Here is a 24,298-nt window from a genome sequence, read left to right on the forward strand (position 1 = left end):
ATTTAGGAATTGTCAAAAGACAAAGAAAACCAAGAATGAAATTGATTATTGCTCCTTTTCCAGATAAAGGGAAAAATTTGGACAATTTTTTCTATGAAAACCCCTTGACACATTGCTTTTCACCTTAACTTCTAACCAATGTAATTTATATGGTTATGTAGCTCAAACCAGTTTTTTTGGTTCTGCGGTTGTACCTGATTTAAGTTCTTATACGGTGACAACTATCCGAGTAGATGCACCAAATATGCCTTTAGGTTATGATTTGGGCAAAACAATTTTTAGTCTCTTGCCTAGTTATAAAAGTGGTACTGTAATTGTTGTCGGCACTGAAGCCACAGTTTTTTTAAGAGGAGTACTTAAAAATAGTGCTGGTGAAGTGATCGCATTACAAGTAGGACAAGTAACATCTTTATCTGATCCTAATTGGTCACCTGTTACCTTATTTACTAATAAAGTAGGTAAATTTGCGTTACTGGGGTTAAAACCCGGACGTTACGAATTAAAATTATTTACAGATCCACCTCAATCGAAGATTTTTGAAATTCCTGCGGATAAAACAGGTATTTATGACTTAGGAAACTTAATAATTCCCTAATATAATAGATGTGTAGCTATGACTAATTTTGTCTCCATATCAAAACTATATTCTACAGAAAATTCAAGACGATTTGTTCTAATTATTTAAAGTTTAAATTTCAATTTTATTTAATTTTGTATATTAATCAACATAACATTTGAGTATATAAAAATTCAGCTTAAATTAAATAAGGCGATCGCCATATTATCCGCTAAAATCCATTATTTATCGATAATAATATATCTATCTAACTTTACACCAATTTTACTCACATCAACGGCGTAACCTCCGACTATTAAATAGACAGTTTTTGCAATGCTTCCCACTAAACGAATAAGTTTGCCTAAACGGTTACGAAATAAGCGCCCTTGGGGATAAGCGGGAATAACACCCCAACCTGTTTCTTCTGCTACTAAAATTATATAATTAGAGGTATTTTCTAAACTAAAAATTAATTTTTCTACTTGCATTTGCCAATTAAATTCATCCTCTTCTAAAAAGTTAGCTACCCATGTACCAAGAGAATCTATTAAGATAGAATTATCCTCAGAAATTTTGTCAATTGCTAAAGGTAAATCTAAGGGAATTTCCAATGTTTGCCAATTTTTTGCTCTTCTTTCTTGATGTTTCTTTATTTTTAACATCCATTCTTCATCATTCTCAATTTTTTGAGCTGTTGCTATATAAATTACTGGTTTTTGACTATTATTTACTAAATATTCTCCCCATTCACTTTTACCTGAATTTGCTGCACCTGTGACTAAAATTATGTTAGAATTTTCCATAAAATTTTGTATATTTTAGAGTTAGTAATTGTTAAGTTTTATTTGATATTTAGTCCATAAAATCCCAAATAAAAATTATAATTTTATACTATATCAATCTCATCTGAGTTTTTATCTTTTTTAAAATGTTAGCTATTATTTCTATTTAATTATCTAATAAAAATACTAACTTTACTGTTAAACTATTTCTATTAATTATTAAATTTTTTATACATTAATATTCTTATGAATAATGAAAACCCAATCACACCAGAATTAGAGCCTATTTTAGATAGTAAATCTTGGTTTGATTTAAGTCAATATAATTCTTCCTTTAATCGAGGTAAGCCTCAATGGTTTATTTTTTTATGGTGGTTAATTGAAGCAATTATTTTCCCCATTACTCCTCATAATCTCAATAGTTTTCGATGTGCTTTATTAAGACTTTTTGGTGCAAAAATTGGTAAAAATGTTGTTATCCGCCCCAGTGTTAAGATATATTTTCCTTGGAAAGTGGAAATTGGGGATTATAGTTGGATTGGTGATCAAGTTTATTTATATAGTTTAGACAGAATTAAAATTGGGTCTAATTCTATTATATCGCAAAAATGCTATTTTTGTACAGGTAGTCATGACGCAAATCATGTTAATTTTCCTCTGATTATTGCACCTATCATTATTGGTAACGGAGTTTGGATTGCGGCGGATTGTTTTGTGGCTCAAGGTGTTAAGATTGGTGCTAATACGGTAATTGGTGGTAGAAGTAGCGTTTTTAAAAATATTCCTGCCGAAACTATGGCATGGGGAAATCCTTGTCAACCCCGAAAATCTCGTAATTTTCATGATATGAAAAAAAATTAGTATTTTTAAACTACTATTTTTGTTTGATTGTGGCAAAATAGTAGATAGTTAAAAATCATGACCTTATATTATAGTTAAGTAAGAAGTTAAAATTATGAATAGTTGCGTTTTAATGGCAAAAATCGTTCGTAATCCTCAATTAAGATACACTCAAGATAGTCAATTGGCAGTTACTGAGATGATGGTGGAATTTGAAAATCCTTCTCCTAATAATCCTCCTTTTACTCTTAAAGCCGTTGCTTGGGGTAACTTGGCTACGGAGATTGAGCAAAAATACTCTGAAGGTAATCAAGTTGTATTAACTGGGCGTTTAAAAATGGATTTAGTTGAAAGACAAGGATATAAAGAAAAAATTGCGGAAATGACGATTTCTCATATTTATCCTCTTGGTGGTAATAATAACAGTAATCCCCCTCACAATAAAGTTGTCAGTTTAAATGACTATAAATCTGATGATTTAGATGATGATGCTATTAATCCTAATAAACTAGATAATATTCCTTTCTAATAATAAATTATTTCAATATATTTTAGTTATTTGGACTATATACTAACAATTAACAGTTAACACTATTTTTGAGTTAATAATTTTATTCTATTGATTATTGTAACAAGAATTTCCTCTAACCATAGGATAATTTGATCTAGTTTTTCTAAAATAATTTCTAATAAATGTTTTTCGTATTTTATCTCGATAACGTTTACGTCTATTTCTTTTTTTTCTTCTTCTTCTTGAATAATTATATTGTTTAAATTACTTTTTGTTTCTACGATGGTGTTATTTTTTTTGTAATCAATTTCAACATCTAAAACTGCTAATTCTATATTTTCTTCACCCTGATTAATGGTAAGAGAATTATGATCATTAATGGAAGAATAGGGTAAGGCATTATAACCATATAAATCTTCCCATAATAACCAAGGATCTGCAACCTCTTCATTGATAACTAGAATTTCTGTTTCTGAAAAACTACTGTTAGATGATAGATTTTTAGGCTTATTTTTATGATTGAAAAAGTAGTCAATAGCTGCCCAGATTAATATTTTAACTTGAAAAGGATCATCAGGATTATTGAGTTTATTTTGTAAATTATTTTTAGTAATATTTAGTTGAGTAAAACCTTGACTAATTATCTGCTCACTGGTATTTTTTACAAAAGGGATAATATTTTCTAAATTATCTTGAGCTTGAATAATTATATTCTGAATAGCGTTATTATTAGTGATATTTTCCTCTGGTAAACTTAGTTTATTGTTATCCTTAGAAGATAGTTTATCGTTAATATTAGAATTATTTTTGGTGAGACTAGCTTGATTATTCCCTTTCTTAAAAAAGTAGTTAATAGCTTCTTGAATTAACATAAAAATCCATAACTTTTCTTTATCTTCTGGATTTAATGTTTGGGAATAATTAGTCATATTATTATCTTGATTTTTCCCATTAGTAATTTTACTTTGACTATCTAAATTATTTTCATCATTGTCTATAGGATTTCTTAAAAATGTTATATTTTCTAACATGGCAAAACAACTGTCAATAAATAAAATTATTTGACTCCTTTGGGATAAAAATAAAGTAGAAGGTGATTCATTCTTTATCACTAAATCTGATTCTTGGAGATGATTAATATTTTGGGAAATATTAATGTCAATTTTTGACTTTCCCGAAAGATTAAACCAGTGTAAAAATCGAGAAAAAAAGTTTGATGGTGAAGTTGGTGGTAAAAGTTGAATATTAGTGAGTTTATCGGTTATGTTATGGATAATATTACTAACTTCTTCTTGTTTATTCAGAGGGATAACATCTATAAATTTATTATTATCTAAAATACAAATAATATGTTTATCGTTGATACGACTAGCAAAACCTTGAAAATTTTTGAGAGGAAAAGATGTTAATTGAGGATGAAGATTAATAGCCTCATTAACATTGATAATTACATCATCCCCTGAAAGTAATTTTTTTTGTGAGGAAGAATCTTTTAAAAAAGAAGAGACAGAGGAAGAAGAAGCAGAAAAGGTATTATTAATTTTTTTTGTGTTTTCCCATAGCCAAAAGAAAGGAAAAATTAGAGTTTGTAAACCTGTTGTGGCTACATACCTTAATTCACGGAATTTAACATTAATTTGACTATTAAACTTGATATAATGTCTGTTGATAAAATTAAATAATCGACTTTGATAAGGTTTATTTGATGGTGAAGACATAGGAATTAATTAGGAAAAAGGGAATTAGGAATTAGACTTTTTTTAAAAGATTGTTTTCTGGCTTTTAGTAAAGGCTTCTACTTTTGATTCTTTAAGTATTAAAGCATTTAGGGATTATATATTTTAAAATTAGTAAAAATAACTAATAATCTTTTTTGCCTTTTACCTTTTATCAAGTAAACATACAATTAATTTTGCCTACTTACTTATCAGAGGAGTTTTATTCTTAATCCATTTAATCATTGTTTTGTTTATTAGTTATGAAAGAAAGATAGCTTATTTTGACTCAAGAATTAATCAAGAATAAATAAGTTAAGAGTTAATCAGAATTTGAGTTGATAAATACCATTACAACATTACACAAAAAAATATTAAATTCAATCCCCATGACAGAGATAAAAAATCTTACGGAAGAATTAACTAAAACTAAACTTGCTTATCAAGAATCCTTACAAAATAGTCAATTTAAAGCTGGTTTTCTTGGTAGAATCTCCCATGAAATTCGTTCACCTTTAAGTAGTTTAATGGGATTACATCAATTAATTATTAATGATTTGTGTGAAAGTAAGGAAGAAGAAAGGGAATTTATAGAAGAGGCTTATAAATACGCTAAAAAATTAATGAGAATTATTGATCAATTAACAGAAGTATCTAAAATAGAAGTAGGTAGGCTAAATTTAGAAATACAAAAAGTTAATTTATCAGAATTATTAGAAGACATCCAAGAAATAATGAGTTTACAGGCGGCGAATCGTAACCTCAAGTTAAAGTTAGAGAAAATAGAAGATAATGATAATATAATCGTAAATGTTGATAGAGAAAAATTAACCAATATTCTTTTTTTCTTGCTTGAGGTAGTTATTGATTATAGTGAAATAGGAGAAATAATATTAAGAGTGGTTAGTAAAGAAGAGACTAATCAAGTGATAATCAAGATTAACTTTCCGTCTCAACATTTAACTATTAGTGAAAATATAGACTTAATTAAACCTCCGATAGAAGAGTTGAAACAGTTAAATAAGATGCCTCAATTTTCTAATGGCATGAAAATTATGTTAGGAGAAACTTTATTAGAAATGATGAGAGGTAAGTTAGTAATTAATTCTGATAAAGAGAATAATAACGCTACACAATGGCAGATATTTCTTCCTGTTAATTTAAAAAAGCAATCATAGTTAAAGTTGATAATTTCTTATCTTAAACTGATTTTATTTTTAATTTTTGGAGATGTCTAATGGTTAGTTTAAAATTTTTTGTGGAAGAAGAATTAATTATCAATTATTAACTGTTGTGATTCTTTAAGAAAATCATTAGTAGTGGGATAACGGTTATATAAAACCATAGTAGTCGTGGGGTTTTCTGTAAAACCAATTTTTTGATAAAACTTTTGTTGGTGAGTCGTAGTTAAATAAATTCTTTCTACTCGATTAAGATGAGGATGAGTGATTAAAGTTTCTACTAATTTACTACCTAAACCATAACCTTGATAATCAGGGTGAATTACTACATCCCAAATCGTAGCACGATAAACTCCATCAGATGTTGCTCTGGCGCTACCGATTAACCGTTGATTATCCCAAATGGAAACTACAGGATTACTATTAATAATAGCAATTTTAACATCTTCTAAAGTACGATTTTGTGCCCAAAAAGCAGTATTTTTATATAACTCTAATAATTGTACTAAATCTATTTTCGTTTTATCGCTACAAAATTGGATATGACTAAAATTCATCAGTTTTACTCCTATTAATCCCCTGAAAATATCAACATTTTAAGAATTTTTCTAGCTTTACCATCGCTTAACTTTGATTACTAGATAAATGATATATCAAGTTTAAATAATTATTAAGCATAAAATTTTACATCTTGAGATGAATCTTAAAAACTATTAATCTAAACTAGATAATCTCAAATTCATTAATAAAACTCTTTATTTCTTTTAACAGTATCAATGTTAACAATTAATAATCAATAATGAAATAATAATCGTTTTCTAATTGTTATAAAAAATTAATAATTATCTTTTTTACTTAAAATGTTATGACACTGCGGATAGATTCTCCTTTGTGCATCAAATCAAAAGCGGTGTTAATATCTTCTAAAGGCATAATATGAGTAATTAAATCATCAATATTAATTTTTCCTTCTTTATACCAATCAACAATTTTTGGTACATCAGTTCTTCCTTTTGCTCCACCAAAGGCGCTTCCTTTCCAAATTCTACCTGTAACTAACTGAAAAGGTTTTGTACTTATTTCTTCTCCAGCTCCAGCAACGCCTATAATAGTAGAAACTCCCCAACCTTTATGACAACATTCTAAGGCTTGACGCATAACTTTGGTGTTACCGATACATTCAAAACTATAATCTGCGCCTCCTTTGGTTAAGTCAACGAGATAAGCAATTAAATCTCCTTCTATTTCTTGAGGGTTAACAAAATGTGTCATCCCAAATTTTTCAGCGATGGCTTTTTTGCTAGAGTTAATATCGACACCGATAATCATATTTGCGCCTACCATTCGACAGCCTTGAATGACATTTAAACCAATACCGCCTAAGCCGAAAACTACTACATTGGCACCTACTTCTACTTTTGCAGTATTAATTACCGCACCAATACCAGTGGTAACACCACAACCAATATAACAAACTTTTTCAAAAGGTACATCTTTGCGAATTTTGGCTAGGGCAATTTCTGGCACAACGGTATAATTGGCAAAGGTAGAAGTGCCCATATAATGGTGTAAGGGTTTACCATGGAGGGAAAAACGACTACTACCATCTGGCATTAAACCTTTACCTTGAGTAACTCGAATGGCTTGACAGAGGTTTGTTTTAAAACTAAGACAATATTCGCATTGTCGGCATTCTGGTATATATAAAGGTATCACATGATCGCCAACTTTAAGACTTTTAACGTCTTTACCTACTTCTACCACAATTCCTGCACCTTCATGACCTAAAATACTAGGAAATAAACCTTCTGGATCTTTTCCTGATAAAGTATAAGCATCAGTATGACAAACTCCTGTAGCTTTTATTTCTACTAACACTTCTCCTGCTTGAGGAGGTTGTAAGTCAACGACTTCGATAGTGAGAGGTTTTCCTGCTTCTAAGGCAACGGCGGCTTTAACTTTCATCGTCAATAATTTATTGTTTAGTTTATTTTAACTCCATGTCGTGTATAAGTCTCATCTCTAGTTTTCGAGAAAAAAGAATTAAATAATACTTTGATAAATTGATTTGCATCTAACAGACAACACAAAGGAGTTTAATCAAAAATGTAAGTTAAATTTCTCGAATACTGACTGACTTACGTGAAATATTTAAAGATAAAGCTAACAGAAGATAAATAATCTTTAATTTTCATCTACTTTTTTGACTTTTTTACTACGAAAAATTCCTGTCATGATAATTCCAGTAGCTACCATAGCAATTAATCCTAAACCATTAAGAAGTACATAAAAAACTCTTAAGTCTTTTCCTAAAAATTCTCCTTGATGAATAAACAGGATAAAGTCTCCTAATTCATCAGAAGCGCCAAACCAACTTCTAGCAACTCGATAAAATACTCCGGTGAATGCAGTAAGGAAAACGGGTAAAAACACTATAGGTGCAAATTTACGATGTAATTTTCTTAAGGTTTTGGTATCCATAAATCTATTTCAAATTAATCTTATTGTTATTTAATTGTGAATTGTAAAGAATAAAAGTTAAGATTTAGGGAAGATAAGAAATTGATAAGCGGAATAATGAATAATGAATAATGAATAATGAATAATGAATAATAGACATTAACTATAATTGACTAAGTAGTAAAGCATTTAAAAATTGTACATTTTAAATTAAGAAGAATAACTAATAATCTTTGTTACTTTTTGTCTTTTGTATAGATAAAGTCTAATGAATTATTTTCCTTTATTTTCTAATTTTTCGCCTCATCACAAAAACTAAGAGGTAAATAAATAGAAAAAAGACTTCCTTTTCCTAATTCACTAGAAACGGTGATTTTACCACCATAATTAAGGGTAATTTTCTCGGCAATCGCTAATCCTAATCCACTACCTTCACGACGATGATTTCTTCCTTCTTCTCCTCTCCAAAAACGTTGAAAAATGTGTTTTAATTCTGTTTCTTTAATACCAATACCAGTATCTTTTATTTTTATCAAAACGTTGGGGTAGTTTTTTTCTATAGTAACGATAACTTTTCCTCCTTCATCAGTATATTGAATGGCATTATTGAGAATATTGCTAAATAACCGTTGTAAATGACTGATATTTCCCTTGACAAAAACATGATTGATTAAATGAGATTCTAAGGTAATTTTTTTCTCTTCAGCTTTTATTTGAGTAAAATCTAGCAAATCTTCCCACATTTCATCAATAGGAATATTAATTAATTCTTTTTCTTGTTTTTTCTCATGATTATCCATCCTTGCTAGTAATAATAAATCACTAACTAAAATTGTCATTTGTTTAGTTGCGCTGGTAATAGCTTTAATTTTATTTAAGTCTAAAGCGTCAATTTTTTCTGGATGAGATAATATTACATCTGTCGATGTTGAAATGACGGTTAAAGGGGTGCGTAATTCGTGAGATGCGTCGGCGGTAAATTGTTTTAATTCTTCAAAACTAGCTTTGATGGGTTTTAAAGATTTTTGGGTAAGAAAAATTCCTCCAATGGTACTTAATGCTAAAGTAAAAATACCTGTAAAAATTAAACTCCATTGCAATAACTTTAAATTTTTTTCTAGGGTTAAAGTTGATTCTGTTACTTTTATATATCCGATTAATGTGTTAGGTTTATTATTACTATAAACAGGTAATATCAAGGAGAAAAGATGCTTTTCTTTATCGTAATTTTGAGTTTGTTTATTAGTAGGAAATGTTAGCCAATTATTAGATAGATTTCCTTCTTGAATTAATAGTTGATGTTTTTCATTAAACCACTGTATTGATTGATTTTTCTCTGCAAATAAATTTTTAGAAGTTACTTGATTCTTTGATTCTGCTTTATTAATTAAATCTGTTAATGTTAAAGATGAAACTGTTTCTTGATAATATTCTTTATGCTCATGTTTAACTAAGTCTAATATTTTACTAGCATTTTCAGCCCATCGAGCCATATGTTCTTCAAATTGTTTATATAAATGATGTGCTATAATTTGATAAACAACTAATCCTGATAAGGAAAAAATTGTAATCATTACCGATAAATAAGATAGAATTAATTTCGCTTTTAAATCTTGAAATTTCCCTTTAGAAATTGGGATTAAGTCTATAACCCAAGCCATATATATTCTCTATTAAATTAGGATTTCCTCCTACTGATTTTAACTTATTTCTTAAGGCTTTTATATGTACTTTTACCGTTTCTTCTAATGGTATTTCTTCTAATGACCATAACCTTTCAACTATCATCGATTTTGTTAAAATGCGATCGCCATTACGCAAAAAAAGCTCTAATAAATGATATTCTTTAGGAGTTAAATGTAGCAATTTATTTTGATATCTTACTTCACATTTACTAGGATCTAAACTAAGGTTTTCCCATGTTAAAATGGGGGGTAAATTAGCTTGATTTCTTCTTAATAATGCTCTAATTCTTGCTAATAACAATTTTAAGTCAAAAGGTTTCACAATGTAATCATCAGCTCCAGCATCTAAACCGATGACTTGATCTAAATTGGTGTCTTTAGCTGTTAACATTAAAATTAAAGATTGACAATGAATTTTTCTTAACTTTTGACAGATAGTAATACCATCTATTTTAGGCAACATTAAATCTAAAATAATTAAATCATAAGTCATAGTTTGAGCTAATTCCCAACCTATTTTACCATCAAAAGCTGTTTCTACTAAATAGTGATTATTTTTTAATATTTCTGCTGTTGCTGTGGCAATTTCTTGATTATCTTCTACTATTAATATTTTCATTTTTTAAAAACTTAATACTTATCATCAATATAATTTTATATAGCATTTTTTGTAAATATTCAAGGAATTTTATTAATTCGTAAAAGTGCATAAAACTCTCTTTTTATTTCTTAGATAAAAATACTAATTTGTCACGAGTGATATATTTATGATGATTTTACATCATTTTTAACTATTAATTAGTAAACTAAATTTTTTCTAGTTTTGTATGGTTAGGATTAATAATTTTTTTCCCGACTTCAAATTGTACAACTATAGTATTTTTCTTCCCCAATCCGAGTAAATTAGTAACAATTCCCGTGCCAAAAAGAGGGTGATACAGGCGATCTCCTTGTTGCCAATCATGGGATTGAGAGGGGGATAGAGATTCAGATTCTTCCTTGGCTTTTTTAGAAATAGATTGACGAGAGCGCAAATTACTGGTAATTAAATCTTGAGGCAATTCCTCCAAAAACTGAGAGGGGGGGGAATAATCAACATTTCCCCAAGAATATCTTTCTCTGGCATAGGTGATAAATAATTGCTCTTTTGCCCTTGTTATACCCACATAACATAATCGTCTTTCTTCTTCTAAATCCATCGGATCTCGTAAACTACGATTATGTGGCAACAAACCTTGCTCAAAACCAACCAAGAAAACAATGGGAAACTCTAAACCTTTAGCCGAATGTAAAGTCATCAAAGAAACTGCTTTTTCTCCTTCTTGAAGATTATCTAAATCAGAGGCTAAAGCTGCACTACTCAAGAAACCTTCTAAACTAGAATCTTCGTTATCTTCTTGAAATTGAAGCATAGCATTAACTAACTCATTGAGGTTTTCTGTCCTATTTTCTGCTTCATCTGTACCTTGTTCTTTTAAATCATCTAAATAACCAGAAGAATTGAGAATTTGATTGATAATTTCTGAAGCTGGTTTTTCGATTATTTTATCTTGACAATCAGCAATCATTTGTGCAAATTGATTAACTTTTTTTGCCGCTTTTCCAGCAATAGTATTAACGGAAGTTTCATCGTTAATGATTTCCCATAAAGGTATATTTAATTGTTGAGAAGCATTCAATAAATTATCAATAGTTGTTTTACCAATTCCTCGTCTAGGAGTATTAATAATTCGCAATAAACTAACAGTATCAGCAGGGTTAATTATTAAGCGCAAATAGGCTAAAGCGTCTTTAATTTCTTTACGCTCATAAAACTTTAAACCCCCTACAATATTATAGGGAATATTTTTATTAATTAATTCATCTTCAAAGGCACGAGATTGAGAGTTAATGCGATATAAAACGGCGAAATCACCCCAGTTTAATTCAGGATTTTCTTGCACTAATTGCATAATTTTTCGACAAACAAAACTAGCTTCTTCCCTTTCATTATCTGCCCGATAAGTATAGATAGTTTCACCTTGTCCACGAGTTGCTTTTAAGACTTTATCAATGCGTTGAGTATTCTTTTCAATGAGATGATTTGCTACTTGTAAAATGTTTTCTCTGGAGCGATAATTTTCTTCTAATTTTACCATAGTTTGAGTATTTTCATCGGGTAAATTATCTCCAAAATCCGCTTGAAAATTCAACAAAATTGTAAAATCTGCCATGCGGAAAGAGTAGATAGATTGATCTGCATCACCCACTACAAAAACCGATCTATTTTGCCAATTCCATTGTTTTTTATTCGTCTCATTATTAGTAGATAAAAGTCTAATTAATTCATATTGAATTTGATTTGTGTCTTGATATTCATCCACTAAAATATGTTTAAATTGTTGATGCCAATAACCTAAAACTGATTCATTTTGTTGAAAAATTCGCACGGGAATCAGTAATAAATCATCAAAATCTAAGGCATTATTTGCTGCTAATTGACTTTGATATTCTTCATAAATTTCTGCGATAACTCTACCTTTATAATCTGGATTTTCTTCGGCATATTGTTGTGGAGATAAGCCTAAATTTTTAATATTGCTAATGCTATAGCGCATTTTACGAGGTTCAAATTTTTTATCATCAAGATTTAGTTTTTTAGTAACAATTTGTTTAACTAAACTTTGAACATCAGACTCATCTAAAATAGTAAAATTTCTTTGCCAAACTCTTCCTTTTTCATCCTGATATTTATTTATATCAAAGCGCAAAATTTTAGCACATAAACTGTGAAAAGTACCAACCCAAAGAGGTTTAATTGTGTTGCGATAAACGTTAGATTTTATTTTTTTTTGCTCTAATTCAGATAATAAATCCCATCTTTGCCCGTGTTTTTCTGTAGCTATTTTTTTGGCGAAAATTAATTCAATTCTTTCTTTCATCTCCTTGGCTGCTTTATTAGTAAAAGTAACAGCTAAAATATTTTCAGGGGGGACATTATGGGTTAAAATTAAATTAGCAATACGATAGGTTAAAGCTCTAGTTTTTCCCGAACCTGCTCCTGCGACTACTAATAAAGGTCCGCAAAAATGTTCTACGGATTGACGTTGACACAGGTTAAGATGATTGAGAAAATCGAGATTAGAGTTCATTCGCTGAAGACATTTAAAAGGATTATTTTACCTATTTTACCACAGATACTTTTTATAAGTCTAATATTAAGTAATTGTGATGATTATTTAAGGTTCTTAATTATTTATTTAGTTTTATGACAAGCATAATAAGTTTTAATTAAAATGCTATATTTTTTGTCTAAAATTAAATTTATTAACTATTTTAAATTAGATAGAATCACGATTTAAAGGTATCATTGCCCAAGTAACATAAGTACCAATAGGACTCCATAAAAGGTATGGTATTAATAGAAAAAGTGCTGATTTGTTAGTGAAAAATACCAGAATTGCTAAGATTAAACCGAGTAAAAATCCGCCTCCGCCAATAAAAGTTCCTACTAATAAACTACGTTTTGCACACATAACTCTTGTGTAGCCTAAAATAACAATTTCTAAACCTAGATAAAAAATCATTAATACAGCTTTTTTGCCCATACTAATATCACTATCCCAAATAATACTTGCGGATAAAATTAAACAAACAAAAATAAAAATCCAAATAAAAGGAATAGCAAATTCAAAAGTTAGCCAACGAGGGCGCTGTAAACGAAAAAACCACCTTAAATCATCAGGTGGAATACGATTAACTAATAAACTAACTAAAAATCCTATTCCACCAATCACTAACCAAGAAGGAATCATATTAAGAATATAGATTAAATCTATCTTACTATTTATTAGTTATGAAAAAATATACTAACATAAATTATTCTTACTATAAACTTAATTAGTTTTATTAAAAACAGAAAATTATTTTATGACAGACAAATCTCGTATTTTATGGGTAGATTATGCAAAAGGATTGGGTATATTTTTAGTTGTTTTAGGACATTTAATTCGTTCTTTAGTTAATAGTAAAATTATCTTACAATCATCAATCATTACTTTTGAAGATTCTTGGATATATGCTTTTCATATGCCTCTTTTTTTCTTACTCTCAGGTTTATTTATCCACAAAAGTCTTTCTAAATCATTTGGCAAATTTTTTCAAAGTCGTTTACAATCTATTGTTTATCCGTATTTCTTTTGGTCAATTTTACAAGGTATTCTTCAAATATTTTTTAGTCACTATACTAATCATGAAATGAAATGGAGTGAACTAGCAAAAATTTGGTATGCTCCTATAATGCAATATTGGTTTTTCTACTGTTTATTCATCATAGTGATAACTTACGGATTATTGTATCAAATAACTAAAGAAAAAACACCTTTATATTTTTTAATTCTATCAATAATTGTTTATGGTTTTAATTGGTTAAATATTAATATGCTATATTTAGGTATATTATACACTAGCTGGTTATTTAGTTTGTATTTTGCTATAGGTGTATGGTTAGGAATAAAACCAGAATTATTATCTAAACTTAATTATCTATCCAACAAAAATCTTATTTTATTTAGTATTTTTGGGTTTACTATTTTAAGTCTTGGAATAATTTTAGACTTAACAAATCAATCATCAATTAAACCTTTATTTGCAATTATTGGTAGTATTTCAACTATTTTAATATCTATTTTTTTAGAAAGAATTAATTGTTTAAATGAAATAAAAAAATGGGGGGAATTTTCTTTAGAAATTTTTGTAGCACATACTATATTTTGTGCTTTTTTAAGAGTAATTTTACAAAATGTTTTATTGATTAATAATTTTTTCGTTCATTTATTATTGGGTATGATAGTTGGTATTTATTTCCCCATAATATTGACAATAACCCTTAAAAAACTAAAAATTGGTTATGTTTTTAAATTTGATACATAACAAGATAATTAGTTGTTAATTATTAATTTTGATTAAACTTTCGTAGCACGATTTCCGCCCATATTTTCACCATCTCGCACACGTTTACCACGCCAAAGTAATTTTAAGGGTGTACCTTTAAAGCCTAATTGTTGACGAAATTGTTTTTCAATGTAGCGACGATAATTATTATCTAACCGTTTGGGATCATTGACAAACAAAGCAATGGTTGGAGGTTTACTGGTTACTTGCGTACCGTAATAAATACGTCCTTGTTTTCCTTGTCGGGTAGTTGGAGGTGAATGCCATTTAAAGGCTTCTTCTAACACTTCATTGATTACTGCTGTACTAACTCGTTTTTTATGGCCTTCGGCAGCGTTATCGACTAATTCAAAAATATTTTCTACCCTTTTACCCGTCATAGCTGACACAAAAACTCTTTCTGCCCATTCCATAAAGAATAAGCGATCATCTAGCATTTTCTGGTATTCATAGATAGTATGGGAATCTTTTTCTACGGCATCCCATTTATTAGCAATGATAACCGCCGCTCGTCCTTCATCGATAATTCTACCAGCTAACTTCAAATCTTGCTCGGTAACGCCGTCGATAATATCGATAACGAATAAAACCACATCTGCACGTTTGATGGCTTTAAATGCCCTGTTAATGCCGAAAAACTCTGCACCATAATCTACATTTTTCTTCCGTCTAATTCCTGCGGTATCAATCAAACGGTAGGTTTTACCATTTCTTTCTACCACCATATCGATAGCGTCACGGGTTGTACCTGAAACGGGGCTAACAATAGAGCGTTGCTCCCCTGTCAAAGCGTTTAAAAGGCTTGATTTACCTACATTTGGCCGTCCAATGATGGCTACTTTTATTTCCTCTACTTCCTCTATTTCATCCATAGTGGGTAAGTATTGAATTAAATCACCTAACAGTTCGGCTGTACCATTGCCATGAATAGCGGAAAGAGGATAAGGTTCACCTAAACCTAAATTCCAAAATTCTGCTGCTAAGGTTAAACCATCTTTTTCTGATTCGCATTTATTGACGGCTAATACTGTAGGCACATTTTGAGTGCGTAACCATGCCGCAATTTCCTCATCTCCTGCGGTTAATCCCATTTGTCCATCCACCACAAATATAGCAGCTACGGCTTCGGCTAATGCGGCTTGTGCTTGTTCACGAATAAAGGGTAAAAATTCGGTATCATCATCAAAGACTAAACCCCCTGTATCCACAATCTGAAATTCTCTATCTTCCCAGAATGCTTGACGATAAGTCCGATCTCTTGTTATACCCGGTTCATCATAGACAATAGCATCTTGTTCACCAGATAAACGATTAACGAGAGCAGATTTACCGACATTTGGGCGCCCAATTATGGCAACGATAGGAAGCATGATTTTTAAAAATTAAACATAACCTTCCTATTATATCTTATTTATCAGGAAAAGTCAAGTTAGGAGTTAGGAGATAGGAGTTAGGAGTTAGGAGTTAGGAGATAGGAGATAGGAGATAGGAGATAGGAGTTAGGGGATAATTAGTTTAAATACTTTCGCTGTAATCAATTTCTCCATAGAGATCATACACGTCTGAGGATGTAATTTTAACTTTAACAATCGTACCTAAATTTGCTTCCCCCGTTACATACACTAAACCATCTACTTCTGGCGCAAAACGAGGCGATCGCCCGATTAATTCACCAGTACTAGGATGTTCTTGTTCAATCAAGACAGGGACAATTTTACCAACTTCCTGCTGATTTTTTCTAGCGGCGATGGGTTGTTGTAACTCCATCAAGGTATTATAACGTTCTTCTTTAATGTTATCAGGCACTTGATTGTCTAAATCATAGGCTTTTGTACCTTCTTCGGGGGAGAATGTAAACACCCCTACATGATCAAATTCATGTCTTTCGACAAATTGTAACAAGTGTTGAAAATGCTCTTGTGTTTCACCCGGGAAACCCACAATAAAAGTCGTGCGCATAATAGCATTAGGTAAAGCTAATTTGATGCGATGGATAATTTCATCATTAACTTTTCCTTGCCAAGGGCGATTCATGGACTTTAAAATATCAGGGTGAGAATGTTGTAAAGGTAAATCTAAATAGGGCAGGATATTAGAAGTTTCTCTCATGGCTTCGATTACTTTATCCGTTAACCCAGTAGGGTAGGCATAATGTATTCTAATCCAAGGAATATCAACTTTTCCTAAAGCGCGTAATAATTCTGCTAATTTTGGTTCACCATATAAATCAACACCATAATTAGTAGTAATCTGGGAAATTAAGATTAATTCTTGCACTCCTTGATCTGCTAACTGCTGGGCTTCTGCTACGATAGATTCAATGGTACGGGATCTTTGATTACCTCGTAAATAAGGAATAATACAAAAAGCACAACGATAATCACAACCTTCTGCTACTCGCACATAAGCAACACCTTCGGTAGTAGTGCGATAACGGGGTATATTTTCATCAGCGATAAAAGTTGGGGTAGCGGAAACTGCTTTTACTCTTTCTCCTGCCTCTACTCGTTGAATAACTTCGACAATATTTTGGTAATCACCTGTACCTACGATAGCTACAGCTTCGGGTAATTCGGCTAATAATTCCTCTTGAAAATGTTGTGCCATACAACCAGAGATAATAATTTTTTTCTGGTTTTCAGCTAATTCTACTAAAGTTCTTACGGATTCTTGACGAGCAGACTCAATAAAACTACAAGTATTTACGATGACATAATCGGCTAATTCTTCAGTATTATCAATGGGATAACCTGATTGCGCTAGTAAGCCTAGCATATGCTCAGAATCAATACGATTTTTTTCACATCCTAAGTGAGAAACGGCGATGGTTGGCTTATTGCCCATATTTAACGGTGGAGTAACTTTTTTATAACTATTATTTTATATTTTTTTAGGGGATAGGAGATAGGAAGAATGTTGAATAGTGTTTATAAACTCATTATTTAAAACCTGAAACCTACCTTCATCACACTCTAATATTTGCTGAAAGTTTTGTTTAAGTCTGCGATTAACTCGTCTAACTCTTCAATGGCTTGGGTAACATCTAAGCGTAAACTACCTAAATCTGGTTTTTCTAGTAGTTTTACTAATAATTCTCTTTTACTAGCGATGACATTAATTTGTTCAATAATAGCAGTAGTCATAATTTTAATAATCAATAAAATAATTATAGTTTGTTATCTATTATCCATTGTAAAGCCTCATTTTTATCATTAATTTTACCTTGTATATAGGCAATTTGTACCTCAGTTAATAATTGTTTAATTAATGCACTAGGTGGAATTTTCAAGAAGTTAATTAAATCATTACCAGAAAGTAACGGTTGGGGATGTGCAACGGCATCAGAATTATTAAAGTAACGTTTTAATAACATAATAATTAAGTCTTCAGAAATATCATCGGCAAGGGCAAACACAGCTAAATTAGGGAAAATATTTCCTACAGATAAGAAGAAAAAATATTGTAAGGATAAATCATGAATAAAGTTTTTTTCTAGTAAACAATGAGTATATTTAAGAATAGTTATTACTGCCTTAATTTCTTGACGAGAATATTTGAGATTAATTAATTCTTTTTCCGCAATTATCGGATTCTCTGAAGTTAAATAAGCTAATTTTGCTGTAATCAAATGTTGATAGTTAGTCTCATTAAAATAACTAAATTCTCTCTTTAAATATTCATAATAAAAATCTATTTTTTCTAAGTAATTTACTTTATAATTTTGACAATTATTAAAAATAGTAGATAATAAACCATCTTTAAACATTTCTTTTAGCCAAAAACTACCCTTTTTATCTTGTAATAAATAACTTAATTCAGTATTAATTCTTTCCTTGGCAACATTATTTAAAAGTGGACTTAATTCTATAATGGTTTTACGAGTTTCAGATTTTATGGTAAAATCAAGTTGACAAGCCTGACGATAACCTCTTAATAACCGTAAAGGATCATCTTCTAAATTCTCACTACATATCATTCTAATTATCCTTTTTTTTAGGTCTTTTTGTCCATTAAAAGGATCAATTATTTTTTTTTGAAAACAATCATAAGCTATAGCATTAATAGTAAAATCTCGACGGGTTAAATCTTTTTCGATGGTGTCTCCTTCTTGTTGGGCAAAATCAATGGTTGCGTGAGGAAAAACTACCCTTACAATATTTCGTTTAGCATCTAAAATAACAAATCCTGCTGAATATAAATTAGCAATATTTTTAGCTATTTCTATCACAGAATGAGGTAAGACAAAATCTAAATCTAAATAATTCCTAAATCTCTGTAATAATACATCACGAACTGCACCTCCAACTAAATAAGAATGAGGAGGTAATAAATCTAAATTAAAAGGTAAATTATCAACAATAAATTTATCTAAAAACATAAAAAAAGAATAATCAAGTTTTGAATTTTATTAAATCTGAGTAAACTGTAAAAAACCCGTAATTCATAAGATTTTAAGAATTTTAGCTGATAAAATTTTACCATATTCAAAAAATTAAACTAGAGTAAAATATCATTAAAAATGAATTTGACAAATGTTTCAATTAATTATTACTACTGTTTATGATTTTTCTAAATTAATGGTAATTCAATATCATTATTATTAATGACTAATTAATAGTAAAAAACTTTGAATTAAACCAATAATTAAACCTAAAATTCCGCCTAAATTAACAATAGCTTGTAATTCACTTTTAACAATACTTTGAGTGGCTTCTTCTAAATGTTCAGGAGTAGTAGCTTTTATTCTTTCAATAATAACTTGATCAATGGATAAAATAGGAATAGCTTGGGCGACAATTTTTTCTAAATCTTCTTCTAAATAACGCTCTAAAATTAATGCTAATTCTTGACTAACTAAACCTAAAGAATTATTTACCACATTAGAGCCTTGTAAACGATTAATAATTAATACAGATACTTTATTCCAGTCAATAGATAAACCAAATTCATGTAAAAAATCTCCTCCTTTTTCTTGAATATAATCCCTCACCGCTTTATTAGTAGTTTGACGTAATTGTTTAACCGTTGTCATAGGTAAATTTTGTAAAGAAAAACTCATAAAAAACTCTTTTAATCTGTTTCTTATTTCCAGAGATAAAAGTAATTCTTTAATGCGTAAATTCGCCATTTCTTTTTCATCTAAACAAAAAGTGCGTAAACGATTTAAGGAATTTTTAACACCGAATAAGTTTGCGACAACCCAGTAAGTGCCGCTAGTTTTTTCTCTGAAACCTTCATCAATAACACTAATATTTCTATCTGTCAAAAAATTAACTAAGGCTTGACGTAATAAATCAGGGGAAAAAATTACTTGCAGCAACCAATCTGATAATTGTCTAGCCTGAATTTCTGTTAATTTAAACTCTAATAAAATCCTATCAAAAATTTGATCAATTTGGCTTGATAAAAAATCATCTTTTCTAGCTAAGACTTTTAATAATTTCGGTAAAGCATCGCCGAATAAATCTCTTAAAATATCTGCTAAAATTTTTGCAGATTTTTGTTCTTGATCATCTTTTATTTGCTTTAATGTTAATTGTAATAACCATAAAATTACCCCTTTTACTCTTTCAGTTTCTAGTAATCTTTTAGCTAATTTTTGCAATTCTTCAGGAGTTAATAAAGAATTCATGATAGTATCAGAAACTCTTTTCGCTAATCTTTCCTGATTTCTAGGAATTAAACCGGGGGTAAAGGGTAATTGTTTGTTTAAAAAGTATAAAGGTTTATAAGGACGAAATAGCATTTTTATGGCTAAATCATTAGTAAAATATCCTATAATCGAACCTGCTACAGGAGGAAGTGCTATTTGCCACCAATTATAAAATTCTAACGACATTATCACTAAATAATTAATTATAAATGTATGATTTTTTTGTAATAAACTATTGTCAAATTGAGGGATAAAACTTATAGTTATGATGTTTCTTTAATAAAATTTTTAGTTGATTAGTTAATTAAATATTAGCTTAAATTTAGAATAAATAACTGAATAAAAGTATCATTAAATTATTGACAAAAATTCTAATTTTTATAGTAAGTTTATAGTCAATTATAGATTATGAATGATCAACTATTTTATTTATTTAGTTAATACTAAAATTCCCATTATACCACCAAATAAAGGATAATGGATTCCTTGAGAAAAACCTGCATTTAAACCTAATTGAATTTGACTTTCACCATTAGGAAAACGCTCTAAACTGGGGTAAATATAAGCATATTCCGAAGATGTACCCAAAAAATCAGCAATTTTTACCACCACATTATCTAAATACCATTTTTGACTATTTGCTACCCAATCTTCTGAGGGTTTATGAAAATCTAAAATAGCTACTTTTGCTTGGGGTTTTAACACTCGTTGAATTTCAAGTAAACAAGCAGGAATATCTGTGACATTTCTTAAACCATAACCCATAGTGGCACAATCAAAAGAATTATCCTCAAAAGGCAAATTTAAAACATCGGTTTCTAACCATTGAATTTCACTATTTAAAGACTTATTCTGTTGTTTTTTTTCTGCCTCAGCTAATAATTCTGAGGAAAAATCAACGCCGATAACTTTCCCTTGAAAAATTTGTTTTGCCATCAAAAAAGTTAAATCTCCCGTACCACAACAAAGATCTAAAGCAGTGTCAAAAGGTTGCGGATTACTCCATTTAACCGCCATCAGTTTCCAAACACGATGAATACCAAAACTTAACCAATCATTCATTTGATCATAAATTGGTGCAATATCATTAAAAAGAGTTTGAATATCTTGAGAGTTAGGAGAAGAAGTCATCGTTAATAGTTTTAATAGTTAAAGTCTTCGGAGGTTTTAGAAAAAAATCTTCGCAAAATATTTGATGATGAGTTGACTTTGCATTGAGCAAAATTAATTATACAATATACGATTAATTTTCACTATACTTAAATGCTAAAACTTAAAAACTAAAAGAGGATTAATTATTGTTCACTGTTTACTATTCATGATCATTTAGCATATTATGCTAGACAAGAAAAATAACTAGAAAAAATAATATGTTTGAAAAATTGACACCTCCAGAAGTTGGTAGTAAGATTAAATTTGACAATGGTTTACCTATCGTACCTGATAACCCCATTATTCCTTTTATTCGTGGTGATGGTACTGGAGTTGATATTTGGCCAGCTTCTGAGAAAGTTATCGATGCTGCGGTAGAAAAGGCTTATGGTGGTAAACGCAAAATTAGCTGGTTTAAAATCTATGCCGGAGATGAGGCTTGTGAGAAATACGGCACTTATCAATATTTACCCGAAGACACTTTAACTGCCATTAAAGAATATGGTATCGCCATTAAAGGTCCTCTAACAACCCCCATTGGCGGCGGTATTCGCTCTCTTAACGTGGCTTTAAGACAGATTTTTGATCTTTATACTTGTATTCGTCCTTGTCGTTATTATGAAGGGACACCATCTCCCCATAAAACCCCAGAAAAATTAGATATTATCGTTTATCGGGAAAATACAGAGGATATTTATTTAGGTATTGAATGGAAAGAAGGCTCAGAAATTGGACAAAAATTAATTAAAATTCTCAATGAAGACTTAATTCCCGCTACACCTGAACACAAAAATAAACAAATTTCTTTAGATTCAGGAATTGGAATTAAACCCATTAGTAAAAAATGCTCACAACGTTTAGTAAGACGAGCGATTCAAAATGCTTTACGTTTACCGAAAAATAAGCAAATGGTGACTTTAGTTCACAAAGGCAATATCATGAAATATACTGAAGGAGCGTTTCGTGATTGGGGTTATGAAGTTGCTACTACAGAATTTCGTCAAGAATGCGTTACGGAAACGGAATCTTGGATTTTAGGTAATAAAGAGGCAAATCCTGATATTTCCATCGAAGATAATGCTCGTCAAATTGAGCCAGGTTATGATGGTTTAACTCCTGAAAAACAAGCCGTGATTTGTAATCAAGTTAAAACTATTTTAGATGCCATTTGGGATACTCACGGTAATGGACAATGGAAAGATAAGATAATGGTAAATGATCGAATTGCTGATAGTATCTTCCAACAAATTCAAACTCGCCCCGATGAATACTCTATTTTAGCAACCATGAATCTCAACGGCGACTATTTATCTGATGCGGCTGCCGCTATTGTCGGTGGTTTAGGTATGGGGCCAGGTGCTAATATTGGTGATAACTGCGCTATTTTTGAAGCTACTCATGGAACTGCTCCGAAACACGCAGGACTTGATCGCATTAACCCCGGATCTGTTATCCTATCAGGAGTGATGATGTTAGAATTTATGGGATGGCAAGAAGCCGCCGATTTGATTCGCTCTGGTATTAGTAAGGCGATCGCATCCAGACAAGTTACCTACGATTTAGCAAGGATGATGACACCTCCTGTTGAACCACCGTTGAAATGTTCAGAATTTGCTCAAGCAATTATCGACAATTTTGATAGTTAATAATTAATCTGTCTAAATTTAAGTTGATTATTATAAGGATTGTAAAGGGTATAGGAAGCGATATTAACTGTTTTTCCTATATTCCCAACTCCAATTAACCGTTTTTTGCTGACTTCCTTTACTTCAGATATAGATTTGTTATCTAAAGTTACGATGGAGGACTCGATAGAACCTGATTGTAACTCATAATCAAACATTTGACTGGATCTACCACAGAATAGATAATTAACATTAACACGATTAATTCGATCAAGAATAATCCAAGGAGAAGTATCGGGAGTTAAAACTTCACTCACATTAACACTGCTACCATGAATTAAAAGACAGTCAAACTCCACAAAGCCAAAATCTAAATCTCGTAACCATTCCACCGTCTCACGGGAAACACAATCCCAGAGTTTTTTAGTCACATCTACCCCAAATCGATCAATCAATTCCACAGGATCAGCAGTAGAATGTAAACTATGGAGGATAAGACATTGCTCTTCCCACCAACCACGACAAACCCGAAGAGGGATAGAATGATTAGGGTGACGAATTTCTTTAACCAAAGCCTCATTTTCCTCACTGATACCAATAATATCACCCAGAATATAGATTTTTTCCACAGATATTTTTTGTCGCAAAATATCATTTATAACAGCGTGATAAGCCTGTAAATTTCCTTCAATTCCGCTTAAAATTGCCCACATTTTTTTAATGAATAGTTGATAGTGAATGACGGGATAGGGAGAAAATTTATTAATTCTTAATTGTTATCCATGAAAATAATGAGCCATTTATTTTATTGTTCAATAATCGCTTTAGCAGATTTAAGCTATAAGCCTTGTCAATTTATTGCAAGGCGGTTTAATGTTAACTTTGTCAGTCTGCTGGACGGTTAATGATGTAAATTTATAAATGTTTAATTGCTATTGGATCATTTTTTGTTTGGTATTCTCTTAATTGTTAATTGTTAATTGTTAATTGTTAATTGTTAATTATCTTTGACAAACATGAGTTGCGTCTTCGGCTTTTTCTGCAAACTCTAAACCCCTCGCCAAGCAGGGTTTTTTCATTCTCAAATTTTAACTACCTTTTTTTTCTCATCTTTTTTTCTTTTTCCCCTAATCTCATACTTAAAATTTAATTTTAACCTTTTCTATTTATTTTTAATCTTTCTGTCTTTATTTTTCAATTTTT

General features: G+C 30.3%; 22 protein-coding genes. 6 read left to right on the forward strand and 16 right to left on the reverse strand.

Features of this window, described 5'->3' with window-relative positions; all coding sequences use genetic code 11:
• Window positions 1-112: 112 nt before the first annotated feature.
• Window positions 113-595 carry a hypothetical protein gene (locus ACEW8E_RS14085; protein WP_373480988.1) on the forward strand — a complete coding sequence of 161 codons (483 nt, stop codon included), beginning with the start codon at window positions 113-115 and terminating at the stop codon, window positions 593-595.
• 203 nt (window positions 596-798) lie between these two features.
• On the opposite strand, the gene cobU is transcribed toward ACEW8E_RS14085, so the two are convergent.
• Complete coding sequence (gene cobU / locus ACEW8E_RS14090; RefSeq protein ID WP_373480989.1) at window positions 799-1,362, reverse strand: bifunctional adenosylcobinamide kinase/adenosylcobinamide-phosphate guanylyltransferase; 564 nt, start codon at window positions 1,360-1,362, stop codon at window positions 799-801.
• A 225-nt stretch (window positions 1,363-1,587) separates the two neighbouring features.
• On the opposite strand from cobU, the gene ACEW8E_RS14095 reads away from it, so the two are divergent.
• Together ACEW8E_RS14095 and ACEW8E_RS14100 are read left to right on the forward strand one after the other, a co-directional pair.
• Complete coding sequence (locus ACEW8E_RS14095; RefSeq protein WP_373480990.1) at window positions 1,588-2,202, forward strand: WcaF family extracellular polysaccharide biosynthesis acetyltransferase; 615 nt, start codon at window positions 1,588-1,590, stop codon at window positions 2,200-2,202.
• 94 nt (window positions 2,203-2,296) lie between these two features.
• Window positions 2,297-2,710 carry a single-stranded DNA-binding protein gene (locus tag ACEW8E_RS14100; protein ID WP_373480991.1) on the forward strand — a complete coding sequence of 138 codons (414 nt, stop codon included), beginning with the start codon at window positions 2,297-2,299 and terminating at the stop codon, window positions 2,708-2,710.
• 62 nt (window positions 2,711-2,772) lie between these two features.
• On the opposite strand, the gene ACEW8E_RS14105 is transcribed toward ACEW8E_RS14100, so the two are convergent.
• Window positions 2,773-4,410 (reverse strand): hypothetical protein, encoded by a 1,638-nt coding sequence (locus tag ACEW8E_RS14105; protein ID WP_373480992.1) that lies wholly within the window; start codon window positions 4,408-4,410, stop codon window positions 2,773-2,775.
• Between the two features lie 386 nt (window positions 4,411-4,796).
• Here ACEW8E_RS14105 and ACEW8E_RS14110 point away from each other — a divergent pair, with 386 nt between their 5' ends.
• Window positions 4,797-5,585 (forward strand): sensor histidine kinase, encoded by a 789-nt coding sequence (locus ACEW8E_RS14110; protein ID WP_373480993.1) that lies wholly within the window; start codon window positions 4,797-4,799, stop codon window positions 5,583-5,585.
• Window positions 5,586-5,677: 92 nt separating this feature from the next.
• On the opposite strand, the gene ACEW8E_RS14115 is transcribed toward ACEW8E_RS14110, so the two are convergent.
• The 7 genes from ACEW8E_RS14115 to ACEW8E_RS14145 form a co-directional block, all read right to left on the reverse strand.
• The gene (locus ACEW8E_RS14115; RefSeq protein ID WP_373480994.1) at window positions 5,678-6,145 is read right to left on the reverse strand and encodes a GNAT family N-acetyltransferase; all 468 of its coding nucleotides are present in this window, start codon (window positions 6,143-6,145) and stop codon (window positions 5,678-5,680) included.
• 298 nt (window positions 6,146-6,443) lie between these two features.
• On the reverse strand, window positions 6,444-7,553 hold the full coding sequence (locus ACEW8E_RS14120) for an S-(hydroxymethyl)glutathione dehydrogenase/class III alcohol dehydrogenase (protein ID WP_373480995.1): 1,110 nt from the start codon (window positions 7,551-7,553) through the stop codon (window positions 6,444-6,446).
• 219 nt (window positions 7,554-7,772) lie between these two features.
• Entirely contained in the window at window positions 7,773-8,069 is a 297-nt protein-coding gene (locus ACEW8E_RS14125) for a hypothetical protein (protein WP_373480996.1), read from the reverse strand.
• A 269-nt stretch (window positions 8,070-8,338) separates the two neighbouring features.
• On the reverse strand, window positions 8,339-9,709 hold the full coding sequence (locus ACEW8E_RS14130; protein WP_373480997.1) for a sensor histidine kinase: 1,371 nt from the start codon (window positions 9,707-9,709) through the stop codon (window positions 8,339-8,341).
• Window positions 9,675-10,352, reverse strand: a complete 678-nt coding sequence (locus tag ACEW8E_RS14135; protein WP_373480998.1) for a response regulator transcription factor — start codon at window positions 10,350-10,352, stop codon at window positions 9,675-9,677. Before ACEW8E_RS14135 ends, ACEW8E_RS14130 begins: the two co-directional genes overlap by 35 nt.
• A gap of 187 nt (window positions 10,353-10,539) precedes the next feature.
• On the reverse strand, window positions 10,540-12,864 hold the full coding sequence (gene pcrA / locus ACEW8E_RS14140) for a DNA helicase PcrA (protein WP_373480999.1): 2,325 nt from the start codon (window positions 12,862-12,864) through the stop codon (window positions 10,540-10,542).
• A 189-nt stretch (window positions 12,865-13,053) separates the two neighbouring features.
• Entirely contained in the window at window positions 13,054-13,527 is a 474-nt protein-coding gene (locus tag ACEW8E_RS14145; protein ID WP_373481000.1) for a TspO/MBR family protein, read from the reverse strand.
• Between the two features lie 115 nt (window positions 13,528-13,642).
• Here ACEW8E_RS14145 and ACEW8E_RS14150 point away from each other — a divergent pair, with 115 nt between their 5' ends.
• On the forward strand, window positions 13,643-14,644 hold the full coding sequence (locus tag ACEW8E_RS14150; RefSeq protein ID WP_373481001.1) for an acyltransferase family protein: 1,002 nt from the start codon (window positions 13,643-13,645) through the stop codon (window positions 14,642-14,644).
• A 32-nt stretch (window positions 14,645-14,676) separates the two neighbouring features.
• Here ACEW8E_RS14150 and der read toward each other — a convergent pair whose 3' ends face one another.
• The 6 genes from der to ubiE form a co-directional block, all read right to left on the reverse strand.
• A complete protein-coding gene (der, locus tag ACEW8E_RS14155; protein ID WP_373481009.1) occupies window positions 14,677-16,038 on the reverse strand; it encodes a ribosome biogenesis GTPase Der in 1,362 nt (453 codons plus the stop codon).
• Window positions 16,039-16,180: 142 nt separating this feature from the next.
• The gene (rimO, locus tag ACEW8E_RS14160) at window positions 16,181-17,509 is read right to left on the reverse strand and encodes a 30S ribosomal protein S12 methylthiotransferase RimO (protein ID WP_373481002.1); all 1,329 of its coding nucleotides are present in this window, start codon (window positions 17,507-17,509) and stop codon (window positions 16,181-16,183) included.
• A 128-nt stretch (window positions 17,510-17,637) separates the two neighbouring features.
• A complete protein-coding gene (locus tag ACEW8E_RS14165; protein ID WP_373481003.1) occupies window positions 17,638-17,808 on the reverse strand; it encodes a hypothetical protein in 171 nt (56 codons plus the stop codon).
• Between the two features lie 23 nt (window positions 17,809-17,831).
• Window positions 17,832-19,043, reverse strand: coding sequence for a CCA tRNA nucleotidyltransferase (locus ACEW8E_RS14170; RefSeq protein ID WP_373481004.1), 1,212 nt, complete (start codon window positions 19,041-19,043; stop codon window positions 17,832-17,834).
• Window positions 19,044-19,265: 222 nt separating this feature from the next.
• Window positions 19,266-20,504 carry a DUF445 domain-containing protein gene (locus ACEW8E_RS14175; protein ID WP_373481005.1) on the reverse strand — a complete coding sequence of 413 codons (1,239 nt, stop codon included), beginning with the start codon at window positions 20,502-20,504 and terminating at the stop codon, window positions 19,266-19,268.
• A 243-nt stretch (window positions 20,505-20,747) separates the two neighbouring features.
• A complete protein-coding gene (gene ubiE, locus ACEW8E_RS14180; protein WP_373481006.1) occupies window positions 20,748-21,449 on the reverse strand; it encodes a bifunctional demethylmenaquinone methyltransferase/2-methoxy-6-polyprenyl-1,4-benzoquinol methylase UbiE in 702 nt (233 codons plus the stop codon).
• A 239-nt stretch (window positions 21,450-21,688) separates the two neighbouring features.
• Between ubiE and ACEW8E_RS14185 the strand changes: the two genes are divergently transcribed.
• The gene (locus ACEW8E_RS14185; protein ID WP_373481007.1) at window positions 21,689-23,116 is read left to right on the forward strand and encodes an NADP-dependent isocitrate dehydrogenase; all 1,428 of its coding nucleotides are present in this window, start codon (window positions 21,689-21,691) and stop codon (window positions 23,114-23,116) included.
• On the opposite strand, the gene ACEW8E_RS14190 is transcribed toward ACEW8E_RS14185, so the two are convergent.
• Entirely contained in the window at window positions 23,113-23,808 is a 696-nt protein-coding gene (locus ACEW8E_RS14190; RefSeq protein WP_373481008.1) for a metallophosphatase, read from the reverse strand. The genes ACEW8E_RS14185 and ACEW8E_RS14190 overlap by 4 nt on opposite strands.
• Window positions 23,809-24,298 lie beyond the last annotated feature (490 nt).

Origin of the sequence: Geminocystis sp., from assembly GCF_041753295.1 — a bacterium.
Lineage (GTDB): Bacteria > Cyanobacteriota > Cyanobacteriia > Cyanobacteriales > Cyanobacteriaceae > Geminocystis.